Below are 26,317 nucleotides of genomic sequence, written 5' to 3' on the forward strand. Positions count from 1 at the left end.
ATGAATACCTACTTCAAGCTAACTTCCTTGCAGCGATCCAGCGGAATGGAAATCGTGACGGTTGTGCCTTCGCTTGAGATACTGTGAACCGTGAGTTGGGCTTCCCTGCCATAATACAGCTTCATTCGGCTCAGCACGTTCCGAAGGCCGAACAAATCCTTCACATGCTCCTCATCCTGGGAAGATGCCGGCACGCTGCGGGAACCCATCATCTCCAGCTCATGCTGGAGATAACGCAGCCGTTCTTCCTTAATCCCCGGCCCGTTATCCTGTACACTGATGACCACGGTTTGTCCTTTCTCGATCTGGCTGGATATGACCAGGCTCCCTCCTGAAGATTTACCCTCCATGCCATGAATGATGGCATTCTCCACCAAAGGCTGGAGCAGGAGCTTGAGGAGCGGGACGTGCTTGCTCTCTTCCGAAATGTGATAATCCACGGTGAAATTGTCCATGAAACGAAGCTGCTGAATTCGTAAATAGTAGTGCAGATGGGTAATGCTCTCCTCAATCGTGAACACCTGCCTGCCCTTGTTCAGGCTCAACCGGAAAAACTTCGACAGATTCATTACCATCTCGCTGATTTCATCCGCATCATAGTTTTTGGCCGTCCAGTATATCGAATCGAGTGTATTGTATAGAAAATGCGGATTGATCTGGGATTGCAGAAACTTCAGTTCCGTCGTCGTTAATCGCAACTGCTGCTCGTAATGATCCTCGATCAGATGTTTCTGTACGACGGCCATCTTATTAAACGACTGAATGAGAAAGCCGAACTCGTCCTTCCGCTTGGTATCGACATGAATATTCAGCTCCCCGCTGCTGAGCCGCTTCATCCCGCGCGACAATTTCAACACCGGTGAGGCAATTCCACTGTACACCACCCATGAAATAATGATGGCCAGCAGGATGCTTAACCCGATGATCGCAACTGTGAACAGGCGCAACTGATCGGTCTCTTTGTACAGCTCGCTTTTCGGCTGAACCAGCGCGAGACGCCATGCGGAGTAATCCGAGTCAATGGTTACGGTCATATCCTTGTCAGAAATGGTATCCTCATGCACTCTGCCGGTCTCCACAACCACTTCTCCCTTTTCGTTCAACAGGGCGATACGGCTGTTCTCGGAGGGAAGCAGCGTCTTAATGATGTTTAACAGCTTGCTCTTGTTAAAAGACACCACCAACAGATTCGACTGCCGCTCACTGTTGTACAGGTCCATGGCCCGGATCAAGGAGACGCTGTCCGTATTCGTCATCTGCCCAAACGTGATGCCTTCTGCCACGGGGGATTCCGACATGACATAGGAAATCCCCGTTCCGTTCCTCCGTGCCGCTTCGACAAGCCATTCCTGCTGCGTCTCGCCCGTCAGCTCTTTGCCGCCGTAATGGGTAGAGATAATCCTATTGGACGCCCGATGATACACCGAAATATGGGATACAAACCGGTTCACCGATACGGAATTCGATAACTGTTCCAAAATATCCCTGAAATCCATGATCGATTGAGAAGAAAAGTTGGTACTGTTTTTGTTCAGCAGCTCATTCATTCCAGGGTCGCTTGCTATCAAGGTAGATATCTCCTCCACATTTTGCAGGGCGAGATCAAAATGGTTCATTGCTGACGAAAGCGCCATCTCTGTCCGCTCGACCGCCTGTTCGTAGAGAATATCCCGGGAACGTTCCACCGCAAACAAGCTGATGATGACCAGCGGGAGCAGGATCAGCAGAAAATAACCGGTCAAGCGGGTTTGAATATTTTGCGAAAACCGATCCCGGACCCAGCGAGTCAACGCCATCATTCGACTCCCCCCTCTCTTGGCGGCCGACATCATTGTTTGGAGTACCATTCATTCACTTCCTTCGTGATTTCATCTCCTCCTTCTTCCTTCCACATCTTCACATAGTCATCAAAGGCATCCAGCGGTTCCAGCCCCATAATGATCTTCATAAACACATCCTCCAAATTTTTAAGCTTATTGCTGTACTTCGTCATGGCAGGTGTGGGAACGCCATAGAATGCATTGGGAATAATATGCGAGTTAATCATTTGCAAGTTGTTGTATAGATTGAAATCGCCTAGGGAATCAAGCCGCTCCTTAAACAGCATTTGGTCCGGCACATCAACAAGCGACTGGTAAATGCCACGATACAAATGCTTGTCGTGAAGCGCAAAATCCGTAACGATCGCCCCGTCCTCCCAACGCCAGATTTCGTTCTCGAAGCCGAGCTTCAGCGTCTTATAGTCGCTGGCGATAAAGTCCAGAAACTTAATCACTTCGGCTGCTTTCTCCGATTCGGCGGGAATGACGTTGTAGCCGCGGATAATATCCTTGCCTTCCACGCCTTTAAGTCCGTCCGGTCCCGTGGGATACGGAAGCGGCATCCATACAGCCTCCGGGTCTCTGCTCATATTAGCCGCGATCGGTCCCCGCGTGTCGTACCATGCTGCAGAGAACAGGCCCACCGTGCCATTTTCTATTTTTTCAAACATATTATTTTGCAGGTTAAGAGGAAACTCCCGATCGAGCAGATTCTCCTGATACAGCTTGGCGAAAAACGCGAGGGTCTCCTTTGTTTCAGGCAGAATGCTTCCGTTCACCAGCTGCCCGTCCCGTTCAAACCATGTATTCCGCTGCGTGCCGAAGGCGCCGAAGAACGGGGAAGACCTGCCCAGATTCGATGTCAGGGTAAGGCCGACCGTATCCTGCACGCCGTTGCCATCCGGATCATCGAGCGTAAAGGCACGGATCACTTCGTAATATTCCTCCAGTGTTTCGGGCGGCTCCAGGCCCAGCCGATCAAGCCAATCCTTTCGGACATACATCAGCTCTGCCCCAGTCACCTCATTCAAGCTCGGAACCGCGTAGATTTTACCGCCATATCGAACCCGATCCCAGACCTCCGGCGGAATTTTTTCCTTTAGATGGGGACCATACTTGTCGATTAACTCATCCAGCGGCATAAATGCCTTTTGCTTGACATAATTGTCGAACCACACCGGTTCATACGTATGGAGCATATCCGGCAAGTTGCCCGAGGACATAATGACATCCAGCTTCTCGTTGTATACCTCAGGTGGCGGAAGAGTAACTCCGATCTCAAGCCCCGTACGCTCTTCAATGTAATTCAGATACGGATTGTCATTCTCGTCCATCCCGGCAGGGAACGTCATCCCGAGACTGGAAATGACGATGCTGATGGATGCGCTCTTCGGTTGATGGTCCTCTCCCATAGGATTCGTACTGTTACACCCGGCAGCAAGGAGCATCAGAAATACACAGACGGGAAGCAATAGAACGTTACCTTTAAGCAGCCTTGATACCCTTCGATTCCCATGTTGAAATAACTCATCATTACAGGCCTTGTTCATTGGCATATGTCCTCACTCCCTCAGCTAGTAAGCTAATATTACTATATAACGATTTTATGGTGAGTAAGCTCACCTTAATAATCATTCTGTAATGATTTGCGGCTTCCTTCACCCCGGACAAAAAGAAAAGAGCCGCCCCCAGTCATTCCCAAACCAGGGTGCGGCTCTATCTTTAACAAAAACATTCATCCTGACATCAAGGACCATCAGGTCCTTTTTACTGCTCGTGTTATTGTTTGGCACACAACAAACATGTGAAAACAAGATCCCGCTCCAATCGATCGGCCCGCCTAGACTAGTGAGGACAATTGGACCAATAACACTATTTCGGCTCCTCTTGTTCGTTGCCGTCTTCCAGAAGCGGAATTTCTTTACGCTGCTCTTCCGATTCCACCTGAATCACTTCGAACGTACGGCCACAGTGGGCACAAAACTTGGCGTTCATAGCGGAGCTGTTCCCACAACCTCTGCATACCTTCTCATCCGTAAGATTGGCGATATGAAGCAGATTTTGTTCGATTTCAAAATTCAATTGATGAATCTTGTCCACGTAGCTCTGAATACTCTCCTGATCAGGCGGCCACTTCCCAGCTTCGGTTGCGGCAAATACAACCTTGCCGATTTCCAGAAGCTGTTCATCGATGTCGCTTTTTTTACCGTTGTTTTGCAGCTTTAACCGATTGATCTCCACCAGCGTTTTAGCTTTGTTTCCAGCGTCGGACATACCGGCCTTAAATTTATCAAAAAAACTCAAGTATGTTCTCCCCTCTCTCTTCACCTGTTTGAAGCTGTTTTATTTTATTCCTATAAGGAGATTCTCAGAATTTTATCATGATCGGTATAGTTCACGCCAGCACCCAGGCCTCTTGCAAACACCTGAATCGGAACGTACGTTACGCCGTCAATCACTTTGGGAGCGACCGTAACGGTTTCCGATTTGCCGTTGTAAAAGACGGTTTTGCTGCCAATCGTGAGTGTTATCTTGTGATTGCCTCTTTGTACGCCAATGCTGGCCGCTTCGCGATTCCAGGTAACCTCAGCTCCCATTCCTTCGGCGATTTCCCGCAGCGGCACCAAATTGATGTTGTTATTCACCAACGGCTCACTGTCAAACTTCACCACGCTGCCGTTAACGTAAACTTTAAGACCAGACTTGGCATAGGTCGGAGCTGCCGGCTTCGGCGCAGTGGATTTTGTCGTACTCTTCTTCGATGATTTGGCTTTAGGCGTGGATGAGGACGATTTGCTGCCTGAAGAGCTTCCTCCGCCGTTATGATAATGATACTCGCCATAAGACAGACCCCAGCGTTCGCAATTGGTACGGCAGGTATGCCCTCCGTTGGCATCCGTTCTTCCCGGATGAGCAGAAACGACCGAACCTGACACCAGCAATAAAGCGATGGTGCAGCATAGCATTTTTTTCTTCATAACTCAAATTACCCCCTGGTATAATATTCCTCCAATACATTCTAGCATATTTCTTATATAGCAGATGAATATGTAGAGATACATTACATAGAAGGAAGACTATTGTCATGCTGATAATCGCTTGCATGGTTTCATTTTCACCCCTTTCGTTTATTCGTTACATATAACGGAACCTTTTGTGCCAAAATATTTCCAGAAAGGAATGAGACCCTAATGAGCAAAAAGAAACCTGAATATGACGGACAGTTCCCCGGCGTAGACCCTATTCCCGAGCCCGATCGTCCGGATCAAGCCGCAACCGACAAGCTCGATGATCTGGTTCTTGGCATTTTGGAAGATAAAGATACATCGAAAGTCGATATCGATCCCGATACGGAAAATTACGATAAACTTCGCAAAAAGTAAGACACGTCCCGCTTCAATATAATGTAAAAAATATAATCAATCTGTAAAAGTGTTCAAAAATAATTTATCGTTCTCATTTTGAGAACGATTATTTTTATGTTATGATTAACATAGAAGCTTGGGACGAAGGGGGGAGTCACCGTGAACCGTTTCTTAAAAACAGCAAAAATTCTTTGGATGCTGGTACTTGTTCTGGTTACGGCATTTGCCCTTTATATTCCCGTCCAGGAGTATTACAGCAGCGAAACCCACGATGAGCGGTATGTTTATAAGCACGACCTTCATCTGAAAGCAGCTGTTCTGAAACACTCTCAGATTCTCTCCAAACTTAAGGCAGCCGGCAATACCTTGCCACTGTTCTTATTGATGTCGGCCGTTCTCATGTTGCAGGCTCCCAAAACACGTCTGCCCTATCGGCCGATCATTCCGCTTCGGCTCCGGCTTTTATTATTATTCCCCATTAAATACACATCGAAGTTCGTTTAGATCCCTCCCCTTTTCGCATTCAAACTGACTGCGGTTTCTTAAATCCGCCCATTTTTCATCTCTCATGCAACCATACAATCAACCTGTGCTAGTTGACTTATGCACGTAGGTTTATTAAAGACTGTACAATTTCATCCTGATGGGTTGTTTTATTTGGCTGCGTATATTTTTGAGATCCGTGTGATCGGTCTGCAAAAAAACTAAAAAGTGTATTTTTAGGAGGAGTTTAACCTATGCATGTTCGTGAAACAGATTTGCCCGGAATCGGCAAGAAGTTCGTAATTGATACCCGCGGTGGCGATAAACTGGTCATTATCATTCATGACGACGGCCGCCGTGAAATGTACCATTATGAACATGACGATCCGGACGAAAGCATCTCCATGATTTCCTTGGATGATGATGAGGCTCGCCAAATTGCTGCCATCGTTGGCGGTCTCACTTATAAACCTAAAGCGCTGGAAACAATCGACATGGCGCTGGACGAATTGATTATCGAGTGGTATCGCATCGAGTCCCACTATTACGGGGCAGGTAAATCGATTGGTGATTTGGACGTGCGCCAAGCCTCAGGTGCAACCATCATTGCGACAGTTGATAAAAACAGTAAACAAATCAATCCCGGACCTGACGTTATCATTACACCGGACTCGACACTCGTTGTCGTTGGTGAACGTCAACAACAGCGGCTATTTAAACAAATCTTGATGAACGGACGTGGTTGATGAATGGATCATTTGGTTTTAGAAGTTGGACTGGCGATTTTCCTGATCGCCCTGGCGGGGTTGCTATCAGCTAAACTCCGGTTTTCCGTCGTCCCTTTCTACATTCTGATAGGGATGGCGGTAGGGCCTCATGCTTTTCATTTTGGATCATTCGATTTTCGTTTTATAGAAAGTGCTCCGTTCATCGACTTTATGGGTCGGATCGGCGTACTGTTCCTTCTGTTCTATCTTGGCCTCGAATTCTCGGTCGGCCGGTTAATTAAATCAGGGAAGTCCATCGTAGTTGGTGGCAGCATCTATATTGCCATAAACTTTACGCTTGGACTTATGATCGGGATCTTTTCCGGATTCCCCGTGGCGGAAACACTCATTGTTGCGGGAATTACCACCATCTCTTCAAGTGCTATTGTAGCCAAAGTGCTGGTTGACTTGAAAAGAACGGCGAATCCCGAAACTGAAATGATTCTCGGTATTATCATGTTCGAGGATGTGTTCCTTGCTGTATATATCTCTATTCTCTCCGGCCTCGTATTGAGCGGATCATCATCGCTGGGCGGAGTACTGATATCTGCGGTAATTGCCCTTGGATTTATGCTGCTTGTCCTTATAATTGGCCGTAAAGCCGTACCGCTTCTGAATAAGGTACTAAATATACGGTCGAACGAATTGTTTGCCTTGGTTGTTTTTGGCGCATTGTTCCTGCTCGCAGGATTCGCCGAAACCATTCATGTTGCCGAGGCCATCGGCGCTCTGCTCGTCGGGCTTGTCCTGGCTGAGACGGAGCATCGTGAACGCATTGAGCATTTGATTTTACCATTCCGTGATTTCTTTGGAGCCATATTCTTCTTTAGCTTCGGTTTAACGATTGTACCTTCCGAGCTTGGCGGAGCTGTGTGGTTATCGCTGATCGCCGTTATCATTACGCTCCTTGGTAACTTTATTGCAGGTATGCTTGCAGGACGCAGTGCTGGATTGTCCTCCAAAGCATCCTCCAATATCGGTCTGACCATCGTCTCCCGCGGGGAATTCTCCATTATTCTCGCTAATATGGGTAAGGCAGGCGGGCTTGCAACCTTCATTCAGCCGTTCGCAGCCTTGTATGTGCTGATACTGGCTATACTCGGACCGCTGCTCACCAAGGAGTCCAAGCATGTATATAACTTCTTGAACAAAATAATTAAATTTAAAGACTATAAGGAGAAGAAACCGGTTAAACCGAAGCTAAAGGATGAAAGTGCTAGCGGATAAAAGGAGGGTACATTGCCTATGGTTCAAGCCCCGGTTCGGGTAACGAACGGTTCGCAAGAGACCGTAAGCAAGGCAAGTACACGAAGAAGAATGAGCATGGCTGCCATCGGAGGCCTGATCGCGGCGTTCGGTTTAGATTTATTTCTTGTTCCCAGCGGCATCATCGCGGGCGGCATAACGGGAATTTCCGCGCTCGCCTCGCATCTGACGGGACTTCATACAGGCATGTTTCTGTTTGCATTAAACCTGCCTCTGCTCCTGCTGGCCTATCGTGGGGCCAACCGGGAAAGAGCCGTCATTGCCACCGTCGGGCTGCTTACTTTTTCCGTATGCTCGATCCTGTTCTTTCCGGTTCCCGCTCTCATCGACAGCAAGATCGGGAGCGCAGGCATCGGCGGCATTTTCCTTGGGCTGGGCATCGGTCTCGGCCTTCGTTACGGCGTCGTCCTGGACTCACTCCAAATGCCCAAGATTCCGCAGCAGATATCACATCTGCTAACCCGCTTGAAGCTGCCGTACATCCATATCATGGTCAATACATGCGTACTGACATTGGCAGGGCTGCTTCTCGGCTGGGAACGAGCGATGTACTCAGCGATCGCATGCCTGATGGCGCTGGAGACCGGACGTATTACAACTTCAAGCCTTCCGCTTAAACGCGAAGTCCAGATTCGCAGCGTGAGCGAAGCGGAAATCCAGCATACAATGAAAACCATCATGGGGTATGAATACCAAACTGCTGACGCTAAAGATGACCCTATGTGTGAAGGTGACACCATCGGTTCGACGCAGCTGATCTATCGGGTTCACATTCTGGAGATGCCCAGATTCAAATCCATCGTGAGAAGTCTGGATCCGAATGCCGAGATTACCATCATTCAGAAGTAAGTTTCGCTCTTCCATATAAACAGGCCGGCTAAGGATTTGCCCTAGCCGGCCTGTTTTTTTAAGATATCAGAAAGTATAAACTCCGAAGCTTAGGCCTTCCTGATATCGCAAGAAAAACATCCCCTAACCGTGTCTGTCTTCTGAGAAAGTACGCTGATAGACGTTTTTCTTATGAAATTCCTGCTATTTACGAAACTGCTGGACCAGAAACAGAATCAACGAGCCCACCACGCTGATGACGAGGCAGGTTACGATCGGAAAATAAATTTTGACATGGGGTTTATCCACCACGATGTCACCTGGCAGCCGGCCGAAAAATCGTCCAATGACAGGCCAGAGCAGCCCGATTACGATCAGAGCCCCGCCAATCCACAATAGAGCCCGAGTTACAGGATGCACGATACGGTCACCTCATTTATCAAATCAAACTTGAAACACGCAAGTTTCCTTGTATCATAAAGGATTTGAGATGCCGCATGCAAGGTCAGCCCCTTCCTATCGATCGAGCGATCATCCTTTCACCGCCCCCGCCGTCATCCCGTCGATAAAATACTTCTGGAAGGCCATGAACAAAATAAAGATCGGAATGATCGAAAAGAAGGAACCGACAATCAATAAATCATAATTGTTCCCGTAAGGGGTCAAGAGCGTCTTTAATCCGATCGGAAGGGTATACTTGCTATCGTCACTGAGCACAATGAACGGCCACAGAAAGTTGTTCCAGCTGTTCATGCCGTTCAGGATCGCCATGGCAGCGAAGGATGGCTTCATCACAGGCAAGATCAGCCGCACATAGATACCGTATTCCGTCGCGCCGTCCACCCGCCCTGCCGCAATCATTTCTTTTGGAACCCCTCTTAAATACTGCCTGAAGAAAAAGATCGTAGCCGCGCTTGCAATCCCCGGCAGCACAATCGCCGAGTACGAATTCATAAGGCCAAGATTGTACGTCAGAGAGTATAACGGAAGAAGAAGAATTTCAAAAGGAACCATCATAATCAGAAGCACGCATATGAACAAAAAGTTTTTGCCGATGAAATCATAGGCTGAAAACCCATAGGCAACCGTTGCGCTGACCAGCAGGGTTAACGTAACCTGCACCACCGTAAGGAGCAAGGAGTTAAAAAACCACATAAAATAAGAATGATCGCCCGTAAACAGGTAAGTGAAATTGTCCAGGCTCATCACCGACAGGTCAAATTTCAAATTCAGTCCATACCGGATCAAATCCTCGCCCGGTTTAAAGGAGGCAATGGTGACGGCATAAAAAGGGACCAGAATCAGAAAGCACAGTATGGAGAACAAAATGAAGAGGATTATTTTAACCAGCGTTTCTCTTCTCATCCTCAATCCTCCTTCTTGAACATGCCGGAGAGCTTCAGTTGCGTCAGGTTAATAAGCATGGTGATTGCCAACAGCACGATCCCTACAGCGGCCGCATAACCCAGATTGTTCTTCTCAATGCCTTGACGGTACAGATAACCGACAATCGTGAGGCCGATATTTTTCGGAGAGTTGTTGCCGTTCCAGAGCATCATGCTTTCAATAAACATGGCAAGCCCCGCATAAATGCTGATCGTTAACACATAAATCGTGGTTGGCTTTAACAAAGGCATCGTGATTTTGGTAAACCTCTGAAAGGCCGAGGCCCCATCGATGGATGCCGCCTCATAATATTCACCCGGGATGTTTTTGAGCCCCGATAAAAAATATAGCATATTGACGCCCGTCCACCGCCATGTGGCAAGCGCCACCAGAGCAATAAACCCGGTAACCTGACCCTTCAGAAACTTCACGGGATCGATCCCGAACCACCCCAGTAAACTGTTAATGAGCGACCCTTCCATCTCGCCGAACATCAACCGAAAAATGGTGCCTGCGACAACAACCGACGTCAGTGCCGGGAAGAAAAAGGACGACTTAAAAAACTCTCTTCCCCACATGAACTTATTGTTAATCAATACCGCGAACAACATCGGAAACGGAATCAGGATCAGGAGCGTCAGGATCATGTATATCGCGCTGTTCGTCACCGCCTTCAGAAAGACGCCGTCCCCCATCAACTTTCCGTAATTAGCCAAACCGATCCAATCTGCTTCCTGCCCCAATTGGGTCTTCTGAAAGCTCATGCTAAACGAGCTGCCCAGCGGAAATACCCAGAATATGAGGAATACCAGAATAAACGGCAGGACAAACACGTAAGGAGCAACTTTTTGCGAGTACAGAAATTTTTTAATCATGATTCTACTCCTTTAATGAGAGCCGCTCACCGACGATCCCATGAGCAGCTCTTCGTTTTTATACCGTATGAGCGAGTGTCATTTCAATTCCTGTTCGATTTGCTTCTGGGCATCGTTAAGAGCTCCGGTAATGTCCTTGCCATCCTCAAAAATCTCATTGAAGGTCGTTGTGCACAGGACGTTGTTGATGGTAGGTGATGCGGAGGTCGATTTGATTAACCGGATTTCATCCCGGATCTCATTCAAGACATCAAACGGGTTATTAACAAAATATTTGACGAACTGATTCTCGGCATTGTGCGTAACATCCTTCATATCCCAAACGTCCATATTGACCGGATCGAATCCAAGTGTGTTCCAAATCTCTTTATTGGCATCCAGGGACAGTTTGGCAAATGCCAGAAAGTCTTTTGCCAACTGAACGTCTTTTGCGGTCTTGGTAACAACCGTGCCGGTTCCGCCCCCGCCAACCGATCTTGGCATTCCTTCTTCAATGACCGGAATCGGCGCGATGGCTATTTTCCCAGACAAGTCGGACATGTAGTTGGTGTATCTGGACATTTGCCACAGCGGCATGAAGGCCGTAGCGTAATTTCCTGCATTAAACTCTCCATATGCTTCTTCGGTATCAGGCTGGCCGCCAGCAATGGTTGCTATGACATTGTTATCCTGAAGGTCCTTGAGCAGCGTCATGGCTTTCACCATCGCTTCCGAGTTCACGACTGGATTGCCGGAATCGTCCGTCAGATCCGCACCTTGCTGGGCCAATAGCATGGAGGCTTGCCAAGCTGCGCTAGTATCGGCCGTTCCCATGTATTTGCCTGTTTTTTCATACACCTGGATACCGGCCTTCTTAAAATCCTCCCAAGTCGCGATATCCTGATAGTTAACGCCAGCCTCCTCCAAAATCTCGGTATTATAGAAGGCAACGGATGCGCCAACATGGGTCGGGATGCCGTAATTCACATCTTCCTTGCTGTATAGGTCAATTCGGGATTTAACGATGGTGTCTCGGTATGGATCAATGACGTCATTGAGCGGTTCCAGCTGCGGTGTGCCGGACAGGAAATCCGGAAACTTCCCAAGCTCGATATCCGCAATGTCAGGTGCCCCTGTCCCCGATTGAACCGCTATAGATAATTTGTTATGCATGTCGTCATACGGCATGACTGTCACGTTCAGTTTAATCTGGCGTTCGGGATTCTCGGCATTCCACTTGCCCAGCATTTTCTCGAAATGCTGTCCGTGCAGCTCAACAAATGTCCAATAAGACAGCTCCGTAGCGTTTTCCCCAGCCCCTCCATCCAGAACCGAGGTTTCACCTCCGGCATTATTCGATTTTCCGCATCCCCACAGAAACAATGTCAAACATAACACCATGAATACAACCATCCATTTTTTCATCATCCAACTGGACCTCCCTTAATATTCGTTCATACAAACCTACACTTCAACAATCGGTACTTCTGCTATCCTCCAGAGCTATCCTCCAAAATAAAGCGCTTTCATAATGTGTGTAATTTGATATGAGTATTTGGGAGATGGGGCAGCCCATAGTGAGAACTGCCCGCTTTTCCTTAAGCTTTTTTCAAGCGAATAACATTCCATGATGCCTTGGCAAGCCTTGCGGTAACCATACCGTTATCGAGTTTAGCTCCGCCCTGATGATGTGGTTTGACTCTTTCCTCGGTTGCAGTATTCACCGCTTTCAGATCCTCATGCTCCATCACGATATGCTCCAGCAGCCGGTAGCCTTCAAAGCTGCGCACATCACATTCCAGCTCCAAGGCTTCCTCTAGATGACGGTTCACGGCAAAAATCGTAATTTCTTCATCCTCTTCATTATGAACGACCGCACTATCAAGATACGGAACATCGGTAAAATCCTTGGAATCATACTTCGGTGACTCGACGATAGGCAGCAGCGATACGCCCCGGCCAAATTTCGAAGCGTGAAGATACGGATAAAAGATGGTCTGCTTCCAAGAACGGCCGCCGTTCTCGGTCATAATCGGCGCGATTACGTTGACGAGCTGTGCCAGGCAAGCCATCTTCACCCGGTCGGCGTGGCGCAGGAAGGTGATCAGCATGCTGCCGACAAGAATTGCGTCCTCGAAATTATACACATCCTCCAACTGAGGTGGAGCGATGCTCCATGGATCAATCTGCCTGTCGGCGTCATTGGAATGGTACCAGACATTCCACTCGTCGAAGCTGAGATACATCGTCTTTTTGCTGCGTTTCTTGGCCTTGATGTAATCGCAGGTCGATTTGACGGTATGAATAAAGTGATCCATATCCAGGGAAAGAGCCAGATAGTTGGCGGTATCGTTATCACGGTTACCGTAATATTGATGCAGCGATATGTAATCAACCGCCTCGTACGTATGATCCAGCGTCACGGCTTCCCATTCAGGGAATGTCGGCATCCCGGTGCTCGAGCTTCCGCATGAAACCAGTTCAATGGTCGGATCGACGAGCCGCATGGCTTTTGCCGTCTCCAGCGCAAGCCGGCCGTATTCCGTCGAGGTCTTGTGTCCGATCTGCCAAGGTCCATCCATCTCGTTGCCAAGGCACCAGGTTTTAATCTTATGCGGCTGTTCATAACCATGACTGCGTCTTAGATCACTCCAGTATGTGCCTCCGGGATGATTGGTGTATTCCAGCAGGTTTCTGGCGGAGTCGATCCCCCGAGTACCCAGGTTCACGGCCATCATAACATCCGAGCCTACTTCCTTGGCCCAGGATATAAACTCATTCGTGCCGACATCGTTCGGCTCCAGCGTTCTCCACGCCAGCTCCAGCCGTTTTGGCCGTTCGGCTACAGGACCTACGCCATCTTCCCAGTTATAGCCAGATACAAAATTCCCACCGGGATATCTTATAATCGGGACATCCAGTTCCTTAATCAATTCCTTCACGTCGTTACGAAAACCGCCTGCATCCGCGGTTTCATGGCCAGGTTCGTAAATACCGCCATATACAGCGCGGCCTAGATGTTCAATGAACGAACCATATATGCGGTTATCAACTTGCGCGATCCGAAACGACTTATCCACGATCATTCGTGCTTTCAATTTCTCAGCTGCCAAGTCCTTCACCTTCCGTTGATATAATTATGAAACAATTCAAATAGTATTAAATGAATTCGTTTTCAAATATAAAATATCATATGAGAGGTTTGCTGTAAACACATAAATATAAAATGATTTATATAAATTAAAAATGAATTGATTAATTTTCTGGAAATCAGCTAAATGGTGGTGGAAAACACTGATTTCTCTGATATTTGAAATTATTATTTTTATAATAACTTGAAATAAAATGAATTTCAGTATTCAAATTCTTGGTTTTCTCATGAAATTTTTGAAGAATTAGATCACATCTTTATTTAACGCACATATTGATTTATAATTGTTTGAAATAAACCTCTTAACCCCTCTGTACCTATTGCCATCGTTATATAAATCCTTTAATCGGAAGAAGGTTTGAGATAAGATGATCTACATTAAAGATTTAATGAGCGGGCTTGATATCTTTAAAGCGCTCAGCTCGGAAATTCGCATTCAAATTCTGGAGCTGCTGGCCAAGAATCAAAGTCTGAACCTAAACGATCTCGCAAACAGGCTGAACCTCAGCAATGGCGCTATCACCATGCATATCAAGAAATTGGAAGATAGCGGTCTGATCGAAATTAATACCACGGGCGGGAAACACGGCATTCAGAAGATCTGCTACCTGAATAAAGACACCCTGATGGTTGATCTTCGCAGCAAGGATATGGATAACTTGTACGAGGTGGAGATCCAGGTTGGCCATTACAGCGATTACCAGGCTACCCCGACCTGCGGGCTTGCGACCAAGGACAGCATCATCGGAGATTTTGACGATCCGCGCTATTTCGCTGATCCGGAGCGGATCAACTCGGAGATCATCTGGCTTACCGAAGGTTTCCTGGAATACCGGATTCCGAATTATTTAAAGTCCAATCAATCGTTCCGCGAGATTCAATTCTCCTTGGAGCTTGGCTCCGAGGCGCCAGGATATTGCGACAATTATCCATCGGACATTTTCTTTTACGTAAACGGGATCGAGATTGGCAGCTGGACAAGTCCGGGGGATTTCGGGGACAAACGCGGTACTTTCAACCCTGAATGGTGGCCGCCTCATTTGAACCAATATGGCATGCTGAAGCTGATCCGAATTAATAAGGAAGGCAGCTTTATCGATGGATGCCGCATCTCGGATGTCGGTCTGGACCAGATTCAGCTTGATTACAAGAGCGAGCTTACCTTCAGGATCGCCGTTAACGAACAATCTGTTAATAAACGCGGCTTAACCATTTACGGCAAGCATTTCGGCAACTACAGCCAGGACCTGTTGGCTCGCGTACTGTATGATGTGAAGGAAGGCTAGAGACTCGAATGAATAAGTTGAACAAGATTCACTATAGTAGGTTAACATCTGCATGGGTTTGATACGTTTATCCACTAAAGTATGGAAAACAGCAGGAGCAGGGACACCCTGCTCCTGCTGTTTGTGCGGACATGCTGAATATTTAACGGACCGCTCGTCTCGACTTCATGATATGGTGATTGTCGATGACTTCCAGCACCTGAACTTAGACGTAGTTGCTGCCCGCGAATTGACCGAAAATGTTGGAAGCGGAAAACAATCAAGTCATTAAGCAGCATTAAAAAAACGCCCTCGCCGCGCATTTGCGCGACAAGAGCGTCTGTTCCTACAATCACAGAAAATAATTCGTTATCGATTGATCGCTTGCCAATATCCCTTCGCTGTCCAGCTTTTTCTTCAAATACTGTTTATCCGAGGAAATGAAAACGCTCATAATGAGATCGACGACAAACAGAAACGTGATATGGTTGGACATAAAGGCGCTGTTATTGACCGAGATTTTATCCGGCGCAATAATATCGACCACCGCATTTTCTGTAATCGCCGATGAGTCGTAACAGGTGACTGCCACGGTCTTGGCCTGATTGACCTGTGCGATGTTGACGGCATCGATAATCTCCCGGGTCGAACCCGATCGCGAGAAGGCGATGACGACATCCTCGGGACCGCATTGGGAGGCCGCGATTTTCATTTCCCTGCTGTCATTGATTGCATCGGCATGAACGCCGATAATCGCGAGCCGGTTCTTCAATGCCATGGCCGCGAGGAACGAATCGAACAAGCCGATGAGGAGGATTCGGCGCGCCCCCTTCAGCAGCTTGACCACTTGATGAAGCTGATCTTCCGCAATGAGTGCCGAAGTGTTGACAATCAGCTCGTTATAGTCGAGTGCCAGCGCATCAATGACGTTAATCTCGCGTCTCTCTTTCTTCTTGGCCTGCATATCCCGGTAAAACGCATCCTGGGCGAACGCGATTTTAAAATCGTTGAACCCCTTGAAGCCCACCTTTTTGCAAAAACGGTTGATGCTTGTCTCGGACACACCAATTTCATTCGCGATGGCCGTAATGGTGTTACGGGTGATGAATTCCGGATTGTGTATAACAAAATTAGCGATCTGATTTTCGCCGTATGTTAATTTTTGAGTTTGGGATACAATTTTTGCGATAACCGCCGGAACCTGTGAAGACATGGTACCTCCTCCTGACTGCCAATGGGAAAAATACGAATCCGGTAACTTTGCCAGTACACCCCATTATATCATATCAAGGGAAGCAATGATAAAATCAGACCACCATCATCTTCCATTGTTCCATCCGCCGGCTAAGCTCAGCTGCATCCATCACCCTCGTTTCTACAAGAAACGCGTAATCAAGCGCATTCGGCAAGCAGGGCAGGCCCAGTATCATTTTGCAGAACGTATGCGCCGCGATTTCACTGCATTTCACAATGCTTGATCTCTTTGTATACCAGCTTCCCAGCTTAAACAAATCAATCGGCTCCAGCGTCTCATTCGTGAACTGCCCCGCCCGGTATTCCGTATAATGAAAAAACTCATGCGCTAAATGAAGGTCGATCAGCCGCTCCAGCTCCTGTTCCCGTTCCTCGCATCCATTCCCCATCACCGTCCGGTACGCCTGCCGCATATCGCGGAGCGACGAGGCATAGATGATAATCGCCGGAGGGCTCTTCGCGAAATCAATCTGCGCGCGGAAGCTGACATTGTGGAAAGTGCCGGACCGATTCGTCACTTGATACTGTAAGCCTTCCATCTGACACAGCTCCCGGATCGACTTGCCCTTGTTCTTGTAGGCAGCCGCCGTCTCTCTTCCCCGTTTCAGCGACATGCTGACATAGTACGCCACTCGATCCTTCGGTATTTTATGGAACAGGGGGTCCTGCTCCAACTCCGCGCACGCCAGCAGCTCATCAGCCCCTTCCTCTTCCATCAATCGGCGGATAACCTCGCCCGGCTCCGGCATACCTTCCCCTCCTTACTGATAAACAACGATGATCAATTCTTCTTCCTGTGTCAGCATCTCCGTCTCGATCTCCAGAATCGACATCAATTGCTCCTTCGTCTGCATTCCGGTCAAGTCAAGCATCTTCTCCCGATAAAAGACGAATACCTTCGGTATCGTCGCGTTTGCATCGGAGTAGATCGTATTGTCATCCAAAAAATCTTGTAATCGGTCCCCGAACTGAGCCTTGGTCAGCTTCGCGAAGTGGACGTTCCCCTTCTTGAACCGGACGACGCCTTCCCGATCGAGCACGCTCACATAGGTCGTTTTCTTCTTGATCAGTCCGAAAAATGATTTCTTTGTCTCCTCGCAGGCGAATAGGCTCCATCGGCCGCACTGGGACGCCAGCTTCATGCTGGCCGCCGGCTGATCGACTGAGCTGGCGGCGATGGCGGCCATCTCCTCGACCGACAGCGCTTGCTGACCCAGATCTTTGGAGCGAAGCTCTGTCGAGCCGGTAGCGACTGCCCGCAAAATATTTTTCTGGCTATCGATCTCGATCGTTACCTCGACCGTATCCTCACTGGCGCCGGATTTGACGATGCGCTCGACGATCTCGGACCGAATGCGCTTGATATCCTCTTCCGTCGGATTCACGACGGTTCTTTCCAACTGCTCCTTCACCATCGCCAGGGCGACGCCTATGGTCGATACATAAGGCGCGTTATTCGCGATCTGGAAGCGGAACCGCTCCCGTTCCGCCATCGCCGGAACGAGCACGGCCCCGCTGCCTCCGCCGCCGACCAACGTCACGAACGAGCGATCCAGCTCATAGTCTTCGATCATCTCATTGACGGTTTTCATCGTCTTATCAATCGCAATATTCATAACCTGTCTGGCGGCCTCCTCGATGCTCAGGCCTACATGGTCGGCAAGGGCTTCCCATGCCCGCACGGCCGCTTCCTTGTTCCCTCGCGCGTAATCGCCCTCCGGAATATAGCCGAGAATGTTGGCCGCGCCGGCCAGTGTGTAGGAGAATTCCTTGCAGGTCTCACTCTCCAAAATAATATATTCGGCCGGATCCCCTTCCCGCGGGCTGACGAACTTGACCTTCGGATTAACGATCTGCTCCGCCCCGGCGAACGCCTCGTATTCCTGGCCCGCAATATGGGCGCTTCGTGGGCCGACATCGATGATATTCCCGTTCGCCACCTTAATCATGCTTCCGCCGGCAATGCCAAGCGTCCGGACATCCAAGGACTGCAAATAAGTCCGGTGGCCGCCGACTTGGGCATTCTTGATCATGACCTTCCCGTTTTTGATGACGGAAATATCGACGCTTGTGCCGCCGACCTCGAAAAAGATGCCATCCGACACCTTTTCATACATCAGCACACCGGCAACACCGGCGGCAAGTCCCGACAGCATCGTCAATATCGGACGTTTGCGCACCTCGTCGATACTCATAACGCCGCCGTCGCAGCGCATAATCATGAGCTGGGATTGAATATTCGCATGTTTGACGGATTTCTCCGTCATGTTCGCCGTTTCCATCATTTTCGGAATGAGAGACGCATTCACGACCGCCGTTCTTGTCCGTGTCTTTAGTCCATACAACTGGGAAATTTCATGCCCGCCGGTAGCATACATACCTTTGCGGCTCGCTATCTCGACGACACGAAGCTCATTGGCCGGATCATCAACGCTGTACGCCTCGGAAGCGACGATCACTTCCGCCCCCTGCCGCGCAAGCTCGTCAATCGCCGCTTCGATATCCTCATCCCGCAAATTTTTGGAATCGAGGTACGTATGGTACGTCTTCAAATATTTGCCCGGCGCCAGCTCGATGTCCCCGGGATTCGACTCCGAGCGCGCGCTCATGCCGTCAAGGCCTGAACCCATGCCGATAATGCCGACACGAGCCACATCCCCCTCCAGCAAGGCGTTCGTCGCTTGCGTCGTCCCGTGAGCGATAAAGGTCACATCATCCGGAGCAATGCCCTCGCTCTCCAAAATCCGCTTCAGTATTTGTACAATCCCTTTCGCCACGCCATCTTCGTCATGATGTGTCGTCGGAATTTTCATCTTCCCGATAACCTCATACGTCTCATTGTCAATGACGGCCGCATCCGTGAAGGTGCCTCCGACATCAATCCCGACTCTTACTTTTCTTCTCTCCATCGTTCTCCTCCTGCGACAACGGGCAGACACTCGGAAGTCTCCGCCCGGATTCTATCTGCTTCTAAAAGACCATGAATGAACCCAACACCATCGAAATCAGCACCGCAACCATCATCCAAGGAAGCGTCTTTTTCAAAATATCGTTAATGTCGCTCTTCGTAAAATCCGCGACCCACACATTATGCGAGTTCGTTGGGTCGGATACGGCCTGCACATTGCTGACGACGCGCAGTGCCAGCATCGCCGCGACCGGGGTCATACCCGCCGACACGAACAGAGCTGCAATGCCGCTGCCCAGGCCCCATACGTTCAGCGGCCCACGGTAGATGGCGAGCGGAGATAGCAGCGTGAAGAACAGAATATACATCAACGGGTTGGTCGGCAGTACAGCTTCAATCAACGGGCTGATCAGCGCCGACACCTGCGGCGCCATAACGGAATTCAACAGAATGCCGATGCCGATCATGAGCGCCATCGCGCCGGCAACGTCCTGAATCCCTTCCACCAGCGCACTGGACAGGACATGAATCGGCCGCTTCGGCCAGGTCAGCAGTATCGTAACCAACGCGCCGATGACCACTGCCGGGACAATGTCGAGCTTGAATGCAAAGACGAGAATGACCGGCACAAGCGGGCTAATGAGGGCAAAGGCAGGCACCTTTTTGCCTTCTCCTCCGGAAGCCGTCGGCATCGCCCACGCTTTGCGGCCTTTGCCATCCCGCTGGATGTAGAATATAATCATCCCGAGCGACACAAGAATGAGCGGCAGCGCGGCGACCAGCGTATAATCCGCAATCGTCTGAACCGAGAGGCCCAGCACATCGACATAAACGGCCCAGTTGGAGACGTTGAACAGCGCGCCGACGCCGACGGCGGATATGACGACGATGGATGCGACAAACTGGGAGATGCCTGCCGTCAGCATAATCGGAATGACGATCGTACCGACCAGGATGACCATGCCCAGTCCGCCGGCCGCCGAGAAAATAATGGATGCGGTTGCGAAAAACAGGACTGCAATCAGCATCGGCTTGTCGCCTGCGAGTTCGGCCGCTTTTCGAATAATCGACTTGGTAATACCGACTTTATTCAAAATTTGTCCGAACCAGGCCCCGAACACCAAGCCTGCGATGGCGCCCGATAACCTCATCGAGCCGGATGACAGAATCGTCTTGGCAATCGTGGTCGTCTCGGGATCGTTCGACATCCACGGCACGCCGGCAATGACGGCAAACAGAATCGCCATCAAGGGCAGTGCCAGAATGGTCGGAAGCTTCCGGGTCATCATTAACCCGACAAACACAAGAAAAACTAGTAAAATGCCGATGGCTTGAACCCACATGAAAGATGTCACGTTGTATTCTCCTCTCGAATCAAGTTCTTAATAGCCTTATCTTCATCTATATTTCTAAATAAGCGCCCTGTGCTTTCAGCACGGACTGCACTTCCTTGATGTCCACATCCCGGACGCGAATGCCTTTCTTCGCGGCCAACGCAGACGCTACCCCGCCGGCATGGCCGATCGCCCCCGTCGTCGGTGTCGTCCGCATCGCGGCCTGCGCTTCGAAGGTAGCCGAAATGCATCTGCCGATAACGATCAGGTTCTGCACAGAATCCGTGATCATACAGGAGTAAGGAATGCTGTACATACCGCCCCATTCCAGCTTCTGATGCTTCGTACCTTCGCCGTCCGGACTATGGATATCGATCGGGTAGCCAGAATGCGCGATCGTATCTTCGAACAGCCGCTGTTCCAGCAAATCATCGGCTGTCAGCGTGTACACGCCCTTAATCTGGCGGGATCCCCGAATGCCAATATTCGGACCGGTCGATTCCACGACCGCATGCTCAAAGCCTGGAATATACTTGCGCATGAACAGCTCTAGCTCACGGCACTGCTTCCGCCCTTCCATCTCCGCCTTGCTCAGACTGAACGCATCCGTCGGATCATGACCGAGGATCCGGGTCGTATTCAGGATGACCTCGCCCGGGTTATTCGTCTCGAAGAATAGCACATTCTCCCGGGGAATCGAGATCTCGCCCCTTTCCTTCGCCAGTTTAAACAGACTGTCGAACCCGCCTACCGACAAGCGAGGCGCCTTCTCGATGATGGACGTGTCGCCCTGATACAGTGGAAAGTCTTCAGGATGGGCGTGAATATATTGTTTTACCTTCGGAATGTCGACATTGTACATCTTCATCTTCAACGTCATCGGCTGCATGGCCCCATCGGATTCCCTGCCCTTGGTGAACTCGGCCCCTGCCCCGACGGACAAATCGCCGTCTCCCGTCCCGTCGATGAACACGGACGCCTCGATATCGCTCAAACCTGATTTATTGCATACTGTGATGCTGACGATTCGTCCGTCCTCGGTCTTCACGCCGGCCAGCATCGTATGATACAGAATCTCCCCTCCGCTCTCGGTGACCATCAGCTCCAGCTCATGCTTCATCGCTTCGGCATCGAACGGGGTAACCGAATACGTAAAGCCAACCGTATCGAAAATATGCCCCGGCGACTTGCCCTGCTTCTTCAGCCGTTCAATCAGCTGATCTGTAAACCCCTGAATGGCAAGCTTCTCTCCCGCATGGAATGTCATCATTGGCCCTACCCCATTCGCAGTAAGTGTCCCGCCAAGAAACCCATGGGACTCTACGATCAGCGTCTTCACCCCTAAACTGGATGCCGCTACTGCTGCCATTGCTCCTGATATGCCGCCGCCCATGACCACCACATCATACTTCAGCCTGTTTCCCATATCATCCTCGCTCCTTCTGATTTAGTGATGTATGATTTGCTACTTTATCCATAGACTATCAGACAGAAAGTTGAATGTAAATGCTTACAAGAAAATAATTTTCTGTATATCCGAAAATTATGTTTATTATTTTCCGAGGGTTCTAAAGCCATCTCTTACAGCATATGAACTAAAAATCACCGAAGCTTGCTCCGGCGATCTGCTCCGCGCGTCCAAAATATTAAACTGAAGTGCATAACACAAAAAAAAGGACTCTCAATGACCATTGAAAGTCCCCTTCTTCTTTAACAAAACATAATCTCTACTATAAGAATACGCATAGCAAAACCAGAATCGATCACGGTACAATCTTTAGTTCGCATCCTGCAATTTGCTTAAAATAACTCTCCTTATTACCTTACACCAACCTTTGCCTCGTTCAGAGCCCTCAAAATGGTATGCCGGTCGCGCAGCGAGTGGGCCTCCCGCAGGCTCTCCTGGAACAGCTCGTCATCAATCCCGAGCTCCTGCAGAGTGGACGGACCGCCGGCTTGCCGCAGCAGTTCGGCTATCTTCTCCTTCGAAGGGACCTTGCGCAGCCACTCCCGAACCTGCTCTCCATATGTCTCCCAATGTGTAGGCTTGGCATTAGGATACACTCCCTTATCGGCCGCGTCGTGATAGAGGCTCGATATTTCGCTGCAGGCTACCCCCACTTTGGCACCATGCAGCAGTGCCCGGTTGCCGCGGCGCAAGTACTCCATCTCCCAATAATGCGACAGATGATGTTCCGCCCCGGAAGCAGGGTGGGACTGACCGAACAGCAGCATCGCGATACCCGACTCGATCAACGCCGTCATCAGAATGCGTATGCCTTCCTCCGTGCGCTGGCCGATCGCCTCCACATGCTGAATGCATGCCTTAAGCGCCTTCTCCGTAATAGCCGCCACTTGATCATCATAGGGCTCGCCGGCCGTGGTCGAAGAGAATTTCCAATCCAGCAGCGATGTATACTTGCCCAGCATATCTCCAAAACCTGCCGCTACCAGCGGCTGCGGTGCCTTCGCAAGAATGTCCGGATCGGCGAATATCGCGATCGGAGCCGTGGCCGCAAAGGTTCGCTTGACTCCCCGGACCACGATCGGCGCGCCCGCCGAAGTAAAGCCGTCGACCGAAGGGGCCGTAGGTACCGAGATGAACGGCTTGCCGCTCCGATGACTCACAAAGCGCGTAATGTCATGAATGGTCCCGGACCCCACAGCGATCAGGCATCCTGTCCCTTCAGGCTCTACTTCGATAAACAGCTGCATCAAGGAGCGTTCATCCGCCACAACGTCGCCTTGCTCATCTGGCTGAATCAGACACAACCGAGGCTGCTGGCCATCGGCTTCCAAGCTCTCCACCAGCCTTTTCCCCGCTGCTTCATGCGTATTCGCATCGGCGACAACGATCGGTGAACCGAGGCCCTGCCGTTTAAGATACGAAGGCACGTCATGCATAGCGCCGGGCTCAAGCACCATGGTTTCTAGTCCGCGGAACGTGGGCTGTTGCTCCCTAATCCGGTTCATTAAACCTTTTGCCTCGTTCAAGTAATCCGTCACGTTCGTTCCTCCCCTTCTTCCCATCCTGCCGTATTTATTCAAAGCTTCTAGTCTATATTGGTTTCAAAAAGAGGGCTCACCCGCTTTATGAAGAGCGAAGCATTCCCTCTTTATGCCTAAAGCCCATCTGTCAGGGCTATTCAGCCGTTTGCTTAATCCGTTTCAGCCGCTTCATCACATCGTTTTCGCCCCGGCCGAAATAATCATGCAGCTTGCTGTATTCCTGATACAGCTGCTCATACACTTCCACATGCTCCGGAATCGGTTTGAAGGTCTCTTCCTTCACCCGCGCCATCTTCTCGGCGGCATCGATAATGGAATCATACCCGCCCCGCGCCCGACCCGCTGCGACTGCGGCAAACATCGCGGCGCCAAGCGCCGGCGTCTGTTTGGAGTCAGCTACCATGATTTCGCGATTGGTAACGTCCGCATAGATCTGCATCAAGAGACGATTCTTCTGCGGCAGTCCGCCGCATGCATACAAGACATCCACCGCAACACCGTTCTCGTGAAAAGCATCCACGATTTTGCGCGTGCCGAATGCGGTCCCCTCGAGCAAGGCGCGGTAGATTTCCTGCGGCTTTGTCAACAGCGTCATCCCTAACATCAGCCCGGTCAGATCCGTATCCACCAACACGGAACGGTTGCCGTTCCACCAATCCAGTGCTAGCAGACCAGTCTGACCCGGCTTGTACGCAGCCGCTTCCCGCTCAAGCCATTGGTGAACGCCGATTCCTTCTTCGGACGCAGCTTCTTTTACATACGCGGGAAGCGCTTCCTCGACATACCATTCAAAAATATCGCCTACAGCCGATTGTCCGGCTTCATAACCGTATAATCCGGGAATGATACCGTCCTCGACGACACCGCACATCCCTTCAACCTGTTTCTCTTCCGTACCGAGCAGCATATGGCAGATTGATGTGCCCATCGCCATCACCAGCTTGCCCGGTGTGACTACACCGACCGCAGGCACCGCGGCATGAGCGTCAACATTGCCAACGGCCACAGCAATCCCTGGAGTTAAACCCATCATCCCCGCCATCTTCTCAGTCAGACCGCCTGCGCTGCTTCCGAGGGAACGGACCTCTCCGCGCAGCTTCGTATCGGTCAGATCCTCCAACCTTGGATCCAGCGCCTTAAAATATTCCTTGCTTGGATATCCGTCTTGTTTATGCCATATTGCCTTGTAACCAGCCGTACAGCTGTTTCGGACAATCTGGCCAGTCATTTGGGAAATGACCCAATCGGTAGCTTCCAAGAACCTATCCGCGCGTTCATAGATCGCCGGTGCCTCGTCAAGAATTTGCCAGACCTTTGCAACCATCCATTCAGAAGAAATCTTTCCGCCATAACGGGGCAAGAAGGCTTCTCCTCGCTCGGCGGCAATCGCGTTGATCTTGTCTGCTTCAGGTTGCGCGGCATGATGCTTCCACAGCTTAACCCAGCTGTGCGGCTGGTCGGCCAGCTCCGGTTGGAAGCAGAGCGGCTCCCCAAGCTCGTCAACGGGCAGCATGGTGCAAGCCGTAAAATCAATGCCGATGCCAATCACATCCGCCGGATCAATACCGGATTGCTGGATAACGGCAGGCACAGATACCTTCAGAACCTCTAGATAATCCCCCGGATGCTGAAGCGCCCAGTCGTGCTCCAGCTTCTTCCTGGAACCTGGTAAAAACTCATCGATGACATGATGCCGGTAAGGCGTAACATGATCCGCTACTTCCTGCCCGTCAGCCAGATTAACCAACACCGCACGCCCGGACTGTGTTCCGTAATCGACACCAATGGTGTACTTATTCCCCATCTCATTTCCTCCTACAGATGAAATCATGAATGATGAATACAAACGTTACTTTTGACCGTAATAGGCATTAACTCCATGCTTCCGTAAAAAATGGCGATCCAGCAGCGTCTGATCCATCGGTTCAGTTTCCGGATTAATCTGCTGCATCCGGGCTGCAATCTTGGCGCACTCCTCCAACACGACCGCATTATGCACCGCGTTATGCGCATCCTTGCCCCACACGAACGGCGCATGCGAATGGACAAGCACCCCGGGTACCCTGTTCGGATCCAGGTCTGCGAATCGCTCGACAATGACGTGGCCTGTTTCCAGCTCGTAGGCCCCCTCGATTTCTTCGCGGGTCATGGGCCGCGTAACCGGAATCTCCCCGTAAAAATAGTCGGCGTGCGTCGTTCCGTAAGCAGGAAGCGCACGTCCGGCTTGAGCCCAGCTCGTTCCCCATGGAGAGTGGGTATGCACAATGCCGCCGATTTCTTTAAAGTTCTGGTACAGCACCAAGTGAGTCGGGGTATCGGAAGAGGGCCGCAAATCGCCTTCAACGACATTTCCCTTCAAATCCAGCACGACCATGTCGTCCGCTTTTAAATCCTCGTAAGGCACGCCGCTTGGCTTAATGACAAACAGTCCCCGTTCACGGTCGATGCCGCTGACATTTCCCCATGTAAAGGTAACGAGCCCGTGCTTCGGAAGCTCTAGATTCGCCTCAAGCACCTGCTGCTTTAAATCCTCCAACATGAACAACCGCTCCTCTCTATATTCGAAAAATATAGTTGTACGTACAAGTTGGCGGGCAAGGGTCCGAAACTTCGGACCTTTCACTCCC

General features: G+C 50.1%; 23 protein-coding genes. 6 read left to right on the top strand and 17 right to left on the bottom strand.

Features of this window, described 5'->3' with window-relative positions; genetic code table 11:
• Window positions 1-8: 8 nt before the first annotated feature.
• The 4 genes from ABEW73_RS14535 to ABEW73_RS14550 all read right to left on the bottom strand — a co-directional run bounded on the left by ABEW73_RS14535 (window position 9) and on the right by ABEW73_RS14550 (window position 4,798).
• Complete coding sequence (locus ABEW73_RS14535) at window positions 9-1,799, bottom strand: cache domain-containing sensor histidine kinase (RefSeq protein ID WP_430167149.1); 1,791 nt, start codon at window positions 1,797-1,799, stop codon at window positions 9-11.
• 29 nt (window positions 1,800-1,828) lie between these two features.
• Window positions 1,829-3,376 (bottom strand): extracellular solute-binding protein, encoded by a 1,548-nt coding sequence (locus ABEW73_RS14540; protein ID WP_430167151.1) that lies wholly within the window; start codon window positions 3,374-3,376, stop codon window positions 1,829-1,831.
• Between the two features lie 316 nt (window positions 3,377-3,692).
• The gene (locus ABEW73_RS14545; protein WP_430167153.1) at window positions 3,693-4,124 is read right to left on the bottom strand and encodes a zinc ribbon domain-containing protein; all 432 of its coding nucleotides are present in this window, start codon (window positions 4,122-4,124) and stop codon (window positions 3,693-3,695) included.
• 50 nt (window positions 4,125-4,174) lie between these two features.
• Complete coding sequence (locus ABEW73_RS14550; RefSeq protein ID WP_430167155.1) at window positions 4,175-4,798, bottom strand: stalk domain-containing protein; 624 nt, start codon at window positions 4,796-4,798, stop codon at window positions 4,175-4,177.
• Between the two features lie 213 nt (window positions 4,799-5,011).
• Between ABEW73_RS14550 and ABEW73_RS14555 the strand changes: the two genes are divergently transcribed.
• From ABEW73_RS14555 to ABEW73_RS14575, 5 genes are all read left to right on the top strand, one after another.
• Window positions 5,012-5,203: a hypothetical protein gene (locus ABEW73_RS14555; RefSeq protein WP_076320507.1), complete on the top strand. Its 192-nt coding sequence runs from the start codon at window positions 5,012-5,014 to the stop codon at window positions 5,201-5,203.
• A gap of 141 nt (window positions 5,204-5,344) precedes the next feature.
• Entirely contained in the window at window positions 5,345-5,689 is a 345-nt protein-coding gene (locus ABEW73_RS14560; RefSeq protein ID WP_430167157.1) for a hypothetical protein, read from the top strand.
• Between the two features lie 233 nt (window positions 5,690-5,922).
• Window positions 5,923-6,414 (top strand): cation:proton antiporter regulatory subunit, encoded by a 492-nt coding sequence (locus tag ABEW73_RS14565; RefSeq protein ID WP_076320505.1) that lies wholly within the window; start codon window positions 5,923-5,925, stop codon window positions 6,412-6,414.
• Between the two features lie 3 nt (window positions 6,415-6,417).
• The gene (locus ABEW73_RS14570) at window positions 6,418-7,662 is read left to right on the top strand and encodes a cation:proton antiporter (protein ID WP_098742636.1); all 1,245 of its coding nucleotides are present in this window, start codon (window positions 6,418-6,420) and stop codon (window positions 7,660-7,662) included.
• Between the two features lie 18 nt (window positions 7,663-7,680).
• A complete protein-coding gene (locus ABEW73_RS14575; protein ID WP_430167159.1) occupies window positions 7,681-8,550 on the top strand; it encodes a YitT family protein in 870 nt (289 codons plus the stop codon).
• A gap of 183 nt (window positions 8,551-8,733) precedes the next feature.
• On the opposite strand, the gene ABEW73_RS14580 is transcribed toward ABEW73_RS14575, so the two are convergent.
• The 5 genes from ABEW73_RS14580 to ABEW73_RS14600 form a co-directional block, all read right to left on the bottom strand.
• On the bottom strand, window positions 8,734-8,949 hold the full coding sequence (locus ABEW73_RS14580; RefSeq protein WP_430167161.1) for a DUF2905 domain-containing protein: 216 nt from the start codon (window positions 8,947-8,949) through the stop codon (window positions 8,734-8,736).
• Between the two features lie 111 nt (window positions 8,950-9,060).
• Window positions 9,061-9,894: a carbohydrate ABC transporter permease gene (locus ABEW73_RS14585; protein ID WP_430167162.1), complete on the bottom strand. Its 834-nt coding sequence runs from the start codon at window positions 9,892-9,894 to the stop codon at window positions 9,061-9,063.
• Window positions 9,895-9,896: 2 nt separating this feature from the next.
• A complete protein-coding gene (locus ABEW73_RS14590) occupies window positions 9,897-10,790 on the bottom strand; it encodes a carbohydrate ABC transporter permease (protein WP_430167164.1) in 894 nt (297 codons plus the stop codon).
• A 78-nt stretch (window positions 10,791-10,868) separates the two neighbouring features.
• Entirely contained in the window at window positions 10,869-12,197 is a 1,329-nt protein-coding gene (locus ABEW73_RS14595; protein WP_430167166.1) for an ABC transporter substrate-binding protein, read from the bottom strand.
• A gap of 170 nt (window positions 12,198-12,367) precedes the next feature.
• Window positions 12,368-13,855 carry an alpha-N-arabinofuranosidase gene (locus ABEW73_RS14600; RefSeq protein ID WP_430167296.1) on the bottom strand — a complete coding sequence of 496 codons (1,488 nt, stop codon included), beginning with the start codon at window positions 13,853-13,855 and terminating at the stop codon, window positions 12,368-12,370.
• Window positions 13,856-14,288: 433 nt separating this feature from the next.
• On the opposite strand from ABEW73_RS14600, the gene ABEW73_RS14605 reads away from it, so the two are divergent.
• Window positions 14,289-15,206, top strand: coding sequence for an ArsR/SmtB family transcription factor (locus ABEW73_RS14605; protein WP_215162168.1), 918 nt, complete (start codon window positions 14,289-14,291; stop codon window positions 15,204-15,206).
• A gap of 331 nt (window positions 15,207-15,537) precedes the next feature.
• Here the strand turns inward: ABEW73_RS14605 and ABEW73_RS14610 are convergent, their stop codons facing one another.
• The 8 genes from ABEW73_RS14610 to araD all read right to left on the bottom strand — a co-directional run bounded on the left by ABEW73_RS14610 (window position 15,538) and on the right by araD (window position 26,229).
• Window positions 15,538-16,398 (bottom strand): MurR/RpiR family transcriptional regulator, encoded by an 861-nt coding sequence (locus ABEW73_RS14610; protein ID WP_430167168.1) that lies wholly within the window; start codon window positions 16,396-16,398, stop codon window positions 15,538-15,540.
• A gap of 94 nt (window positions 16,399-16,492) precedes the next feature.
• The gene (locus tag ABEW73_RS14615) at window positions 16,493-17,188 is read right to left on the bottom strand and encodes a hypothetical protein (protein WP_430167170.1); all 696 of its coding nucleotides are present in this window, start codon (window positions 17,186-17,188) and stop codon (window positions 16,493-16,495) included.
• A gap of 12 nt (window positions 17,189-17,200) precedes the next feature.
• Window positions 17,201-19,348, bottom strand: coding sequence for a hydantoinase/oxoprolinase family protein (locus tag ABEW73_RS14620; protein ID WP_430167172.1), 2,148 nt, complete (start codon window positions 19,346-19,348; stop codon window positions 17,201-17,203).
• 61 nt (window positions 19,349-19,409) lie between these two features.
• Window positions 19,410-20,702 (bottom strand): citrate transporter, encoded by a 1,293-nt coding sequence (locus ABEW73_RS14625; protein ID WP_430167174.1) that lies wholly within the window; start codon window positions 20,700-20,702, stop codon window positions 19,410-19,412.
• A 46-nt stretch (window positions 20,703-20,748) separates the two neighbouring features.
• A complete protein-coding gene (locus ABEW73_RS14630) occupies window positions 20,749-22,107 on the bottom strand; it encodes an FAD-dependent oxidoreductase (protein ID WP_430167176.1) in 1,359 nt (452 codons plus the stop codon).
• A 392-nt stretch (window positions 22,108-22,499) separates the two neighbouring features.
• Complete coding sequence (locus tag ABEW73_RS14635; protein ID WP_430167178.1) at window positions 22,500-23,687, bottom strand: sn-glycerol-1-phosphate dehydrogenase; 1,188 nt, start codon at window positions 23,685-23,687, stop codon at window positions 22,500-22,502.
• 136 nt (window positions 23,688-23,823) lie between these two features.
• The gene (locus tag ABEW73_RS14640) at window positions 23,824-25,494 is read right to left on the bottom strand and encodes a ribulokinase (RefSeq protein ID WP_430167180.1); all 1,671 of its coding nucleotides are present in this window, start codon (window positions 25,492-25,494) and stop codon (window positions 23,824-23,826) included.
• 45 nt (window positions 25,495-25,539) lie between these two features.
• Window positions 25,540-26,229 carry an L-ribulose-5-phosphate 4-epimerase gene (gene araD / locus ABEW73_RS14645; protein WP_430167182.1) on the bottom strand — a complete coding sequence of 230 codons (690 nt, stop codon included), beginning with the start codon at window positions 26,227-26,229 and terminating at the stop codon, window positions 25,540-25,542.
• Window positions 26,230-26,317 lie beyond the last annotated feature (88 nt).

This window comes from Paenibacillus lautus (genome assembly GCF_050482385.1).
Lineage (GTDB): Bacteria > Bacillota > Bacilli > Paenibacillales > Paenibacillaceae > Paenibacillus_AQ > Paenibacillus_AQ lautus_B.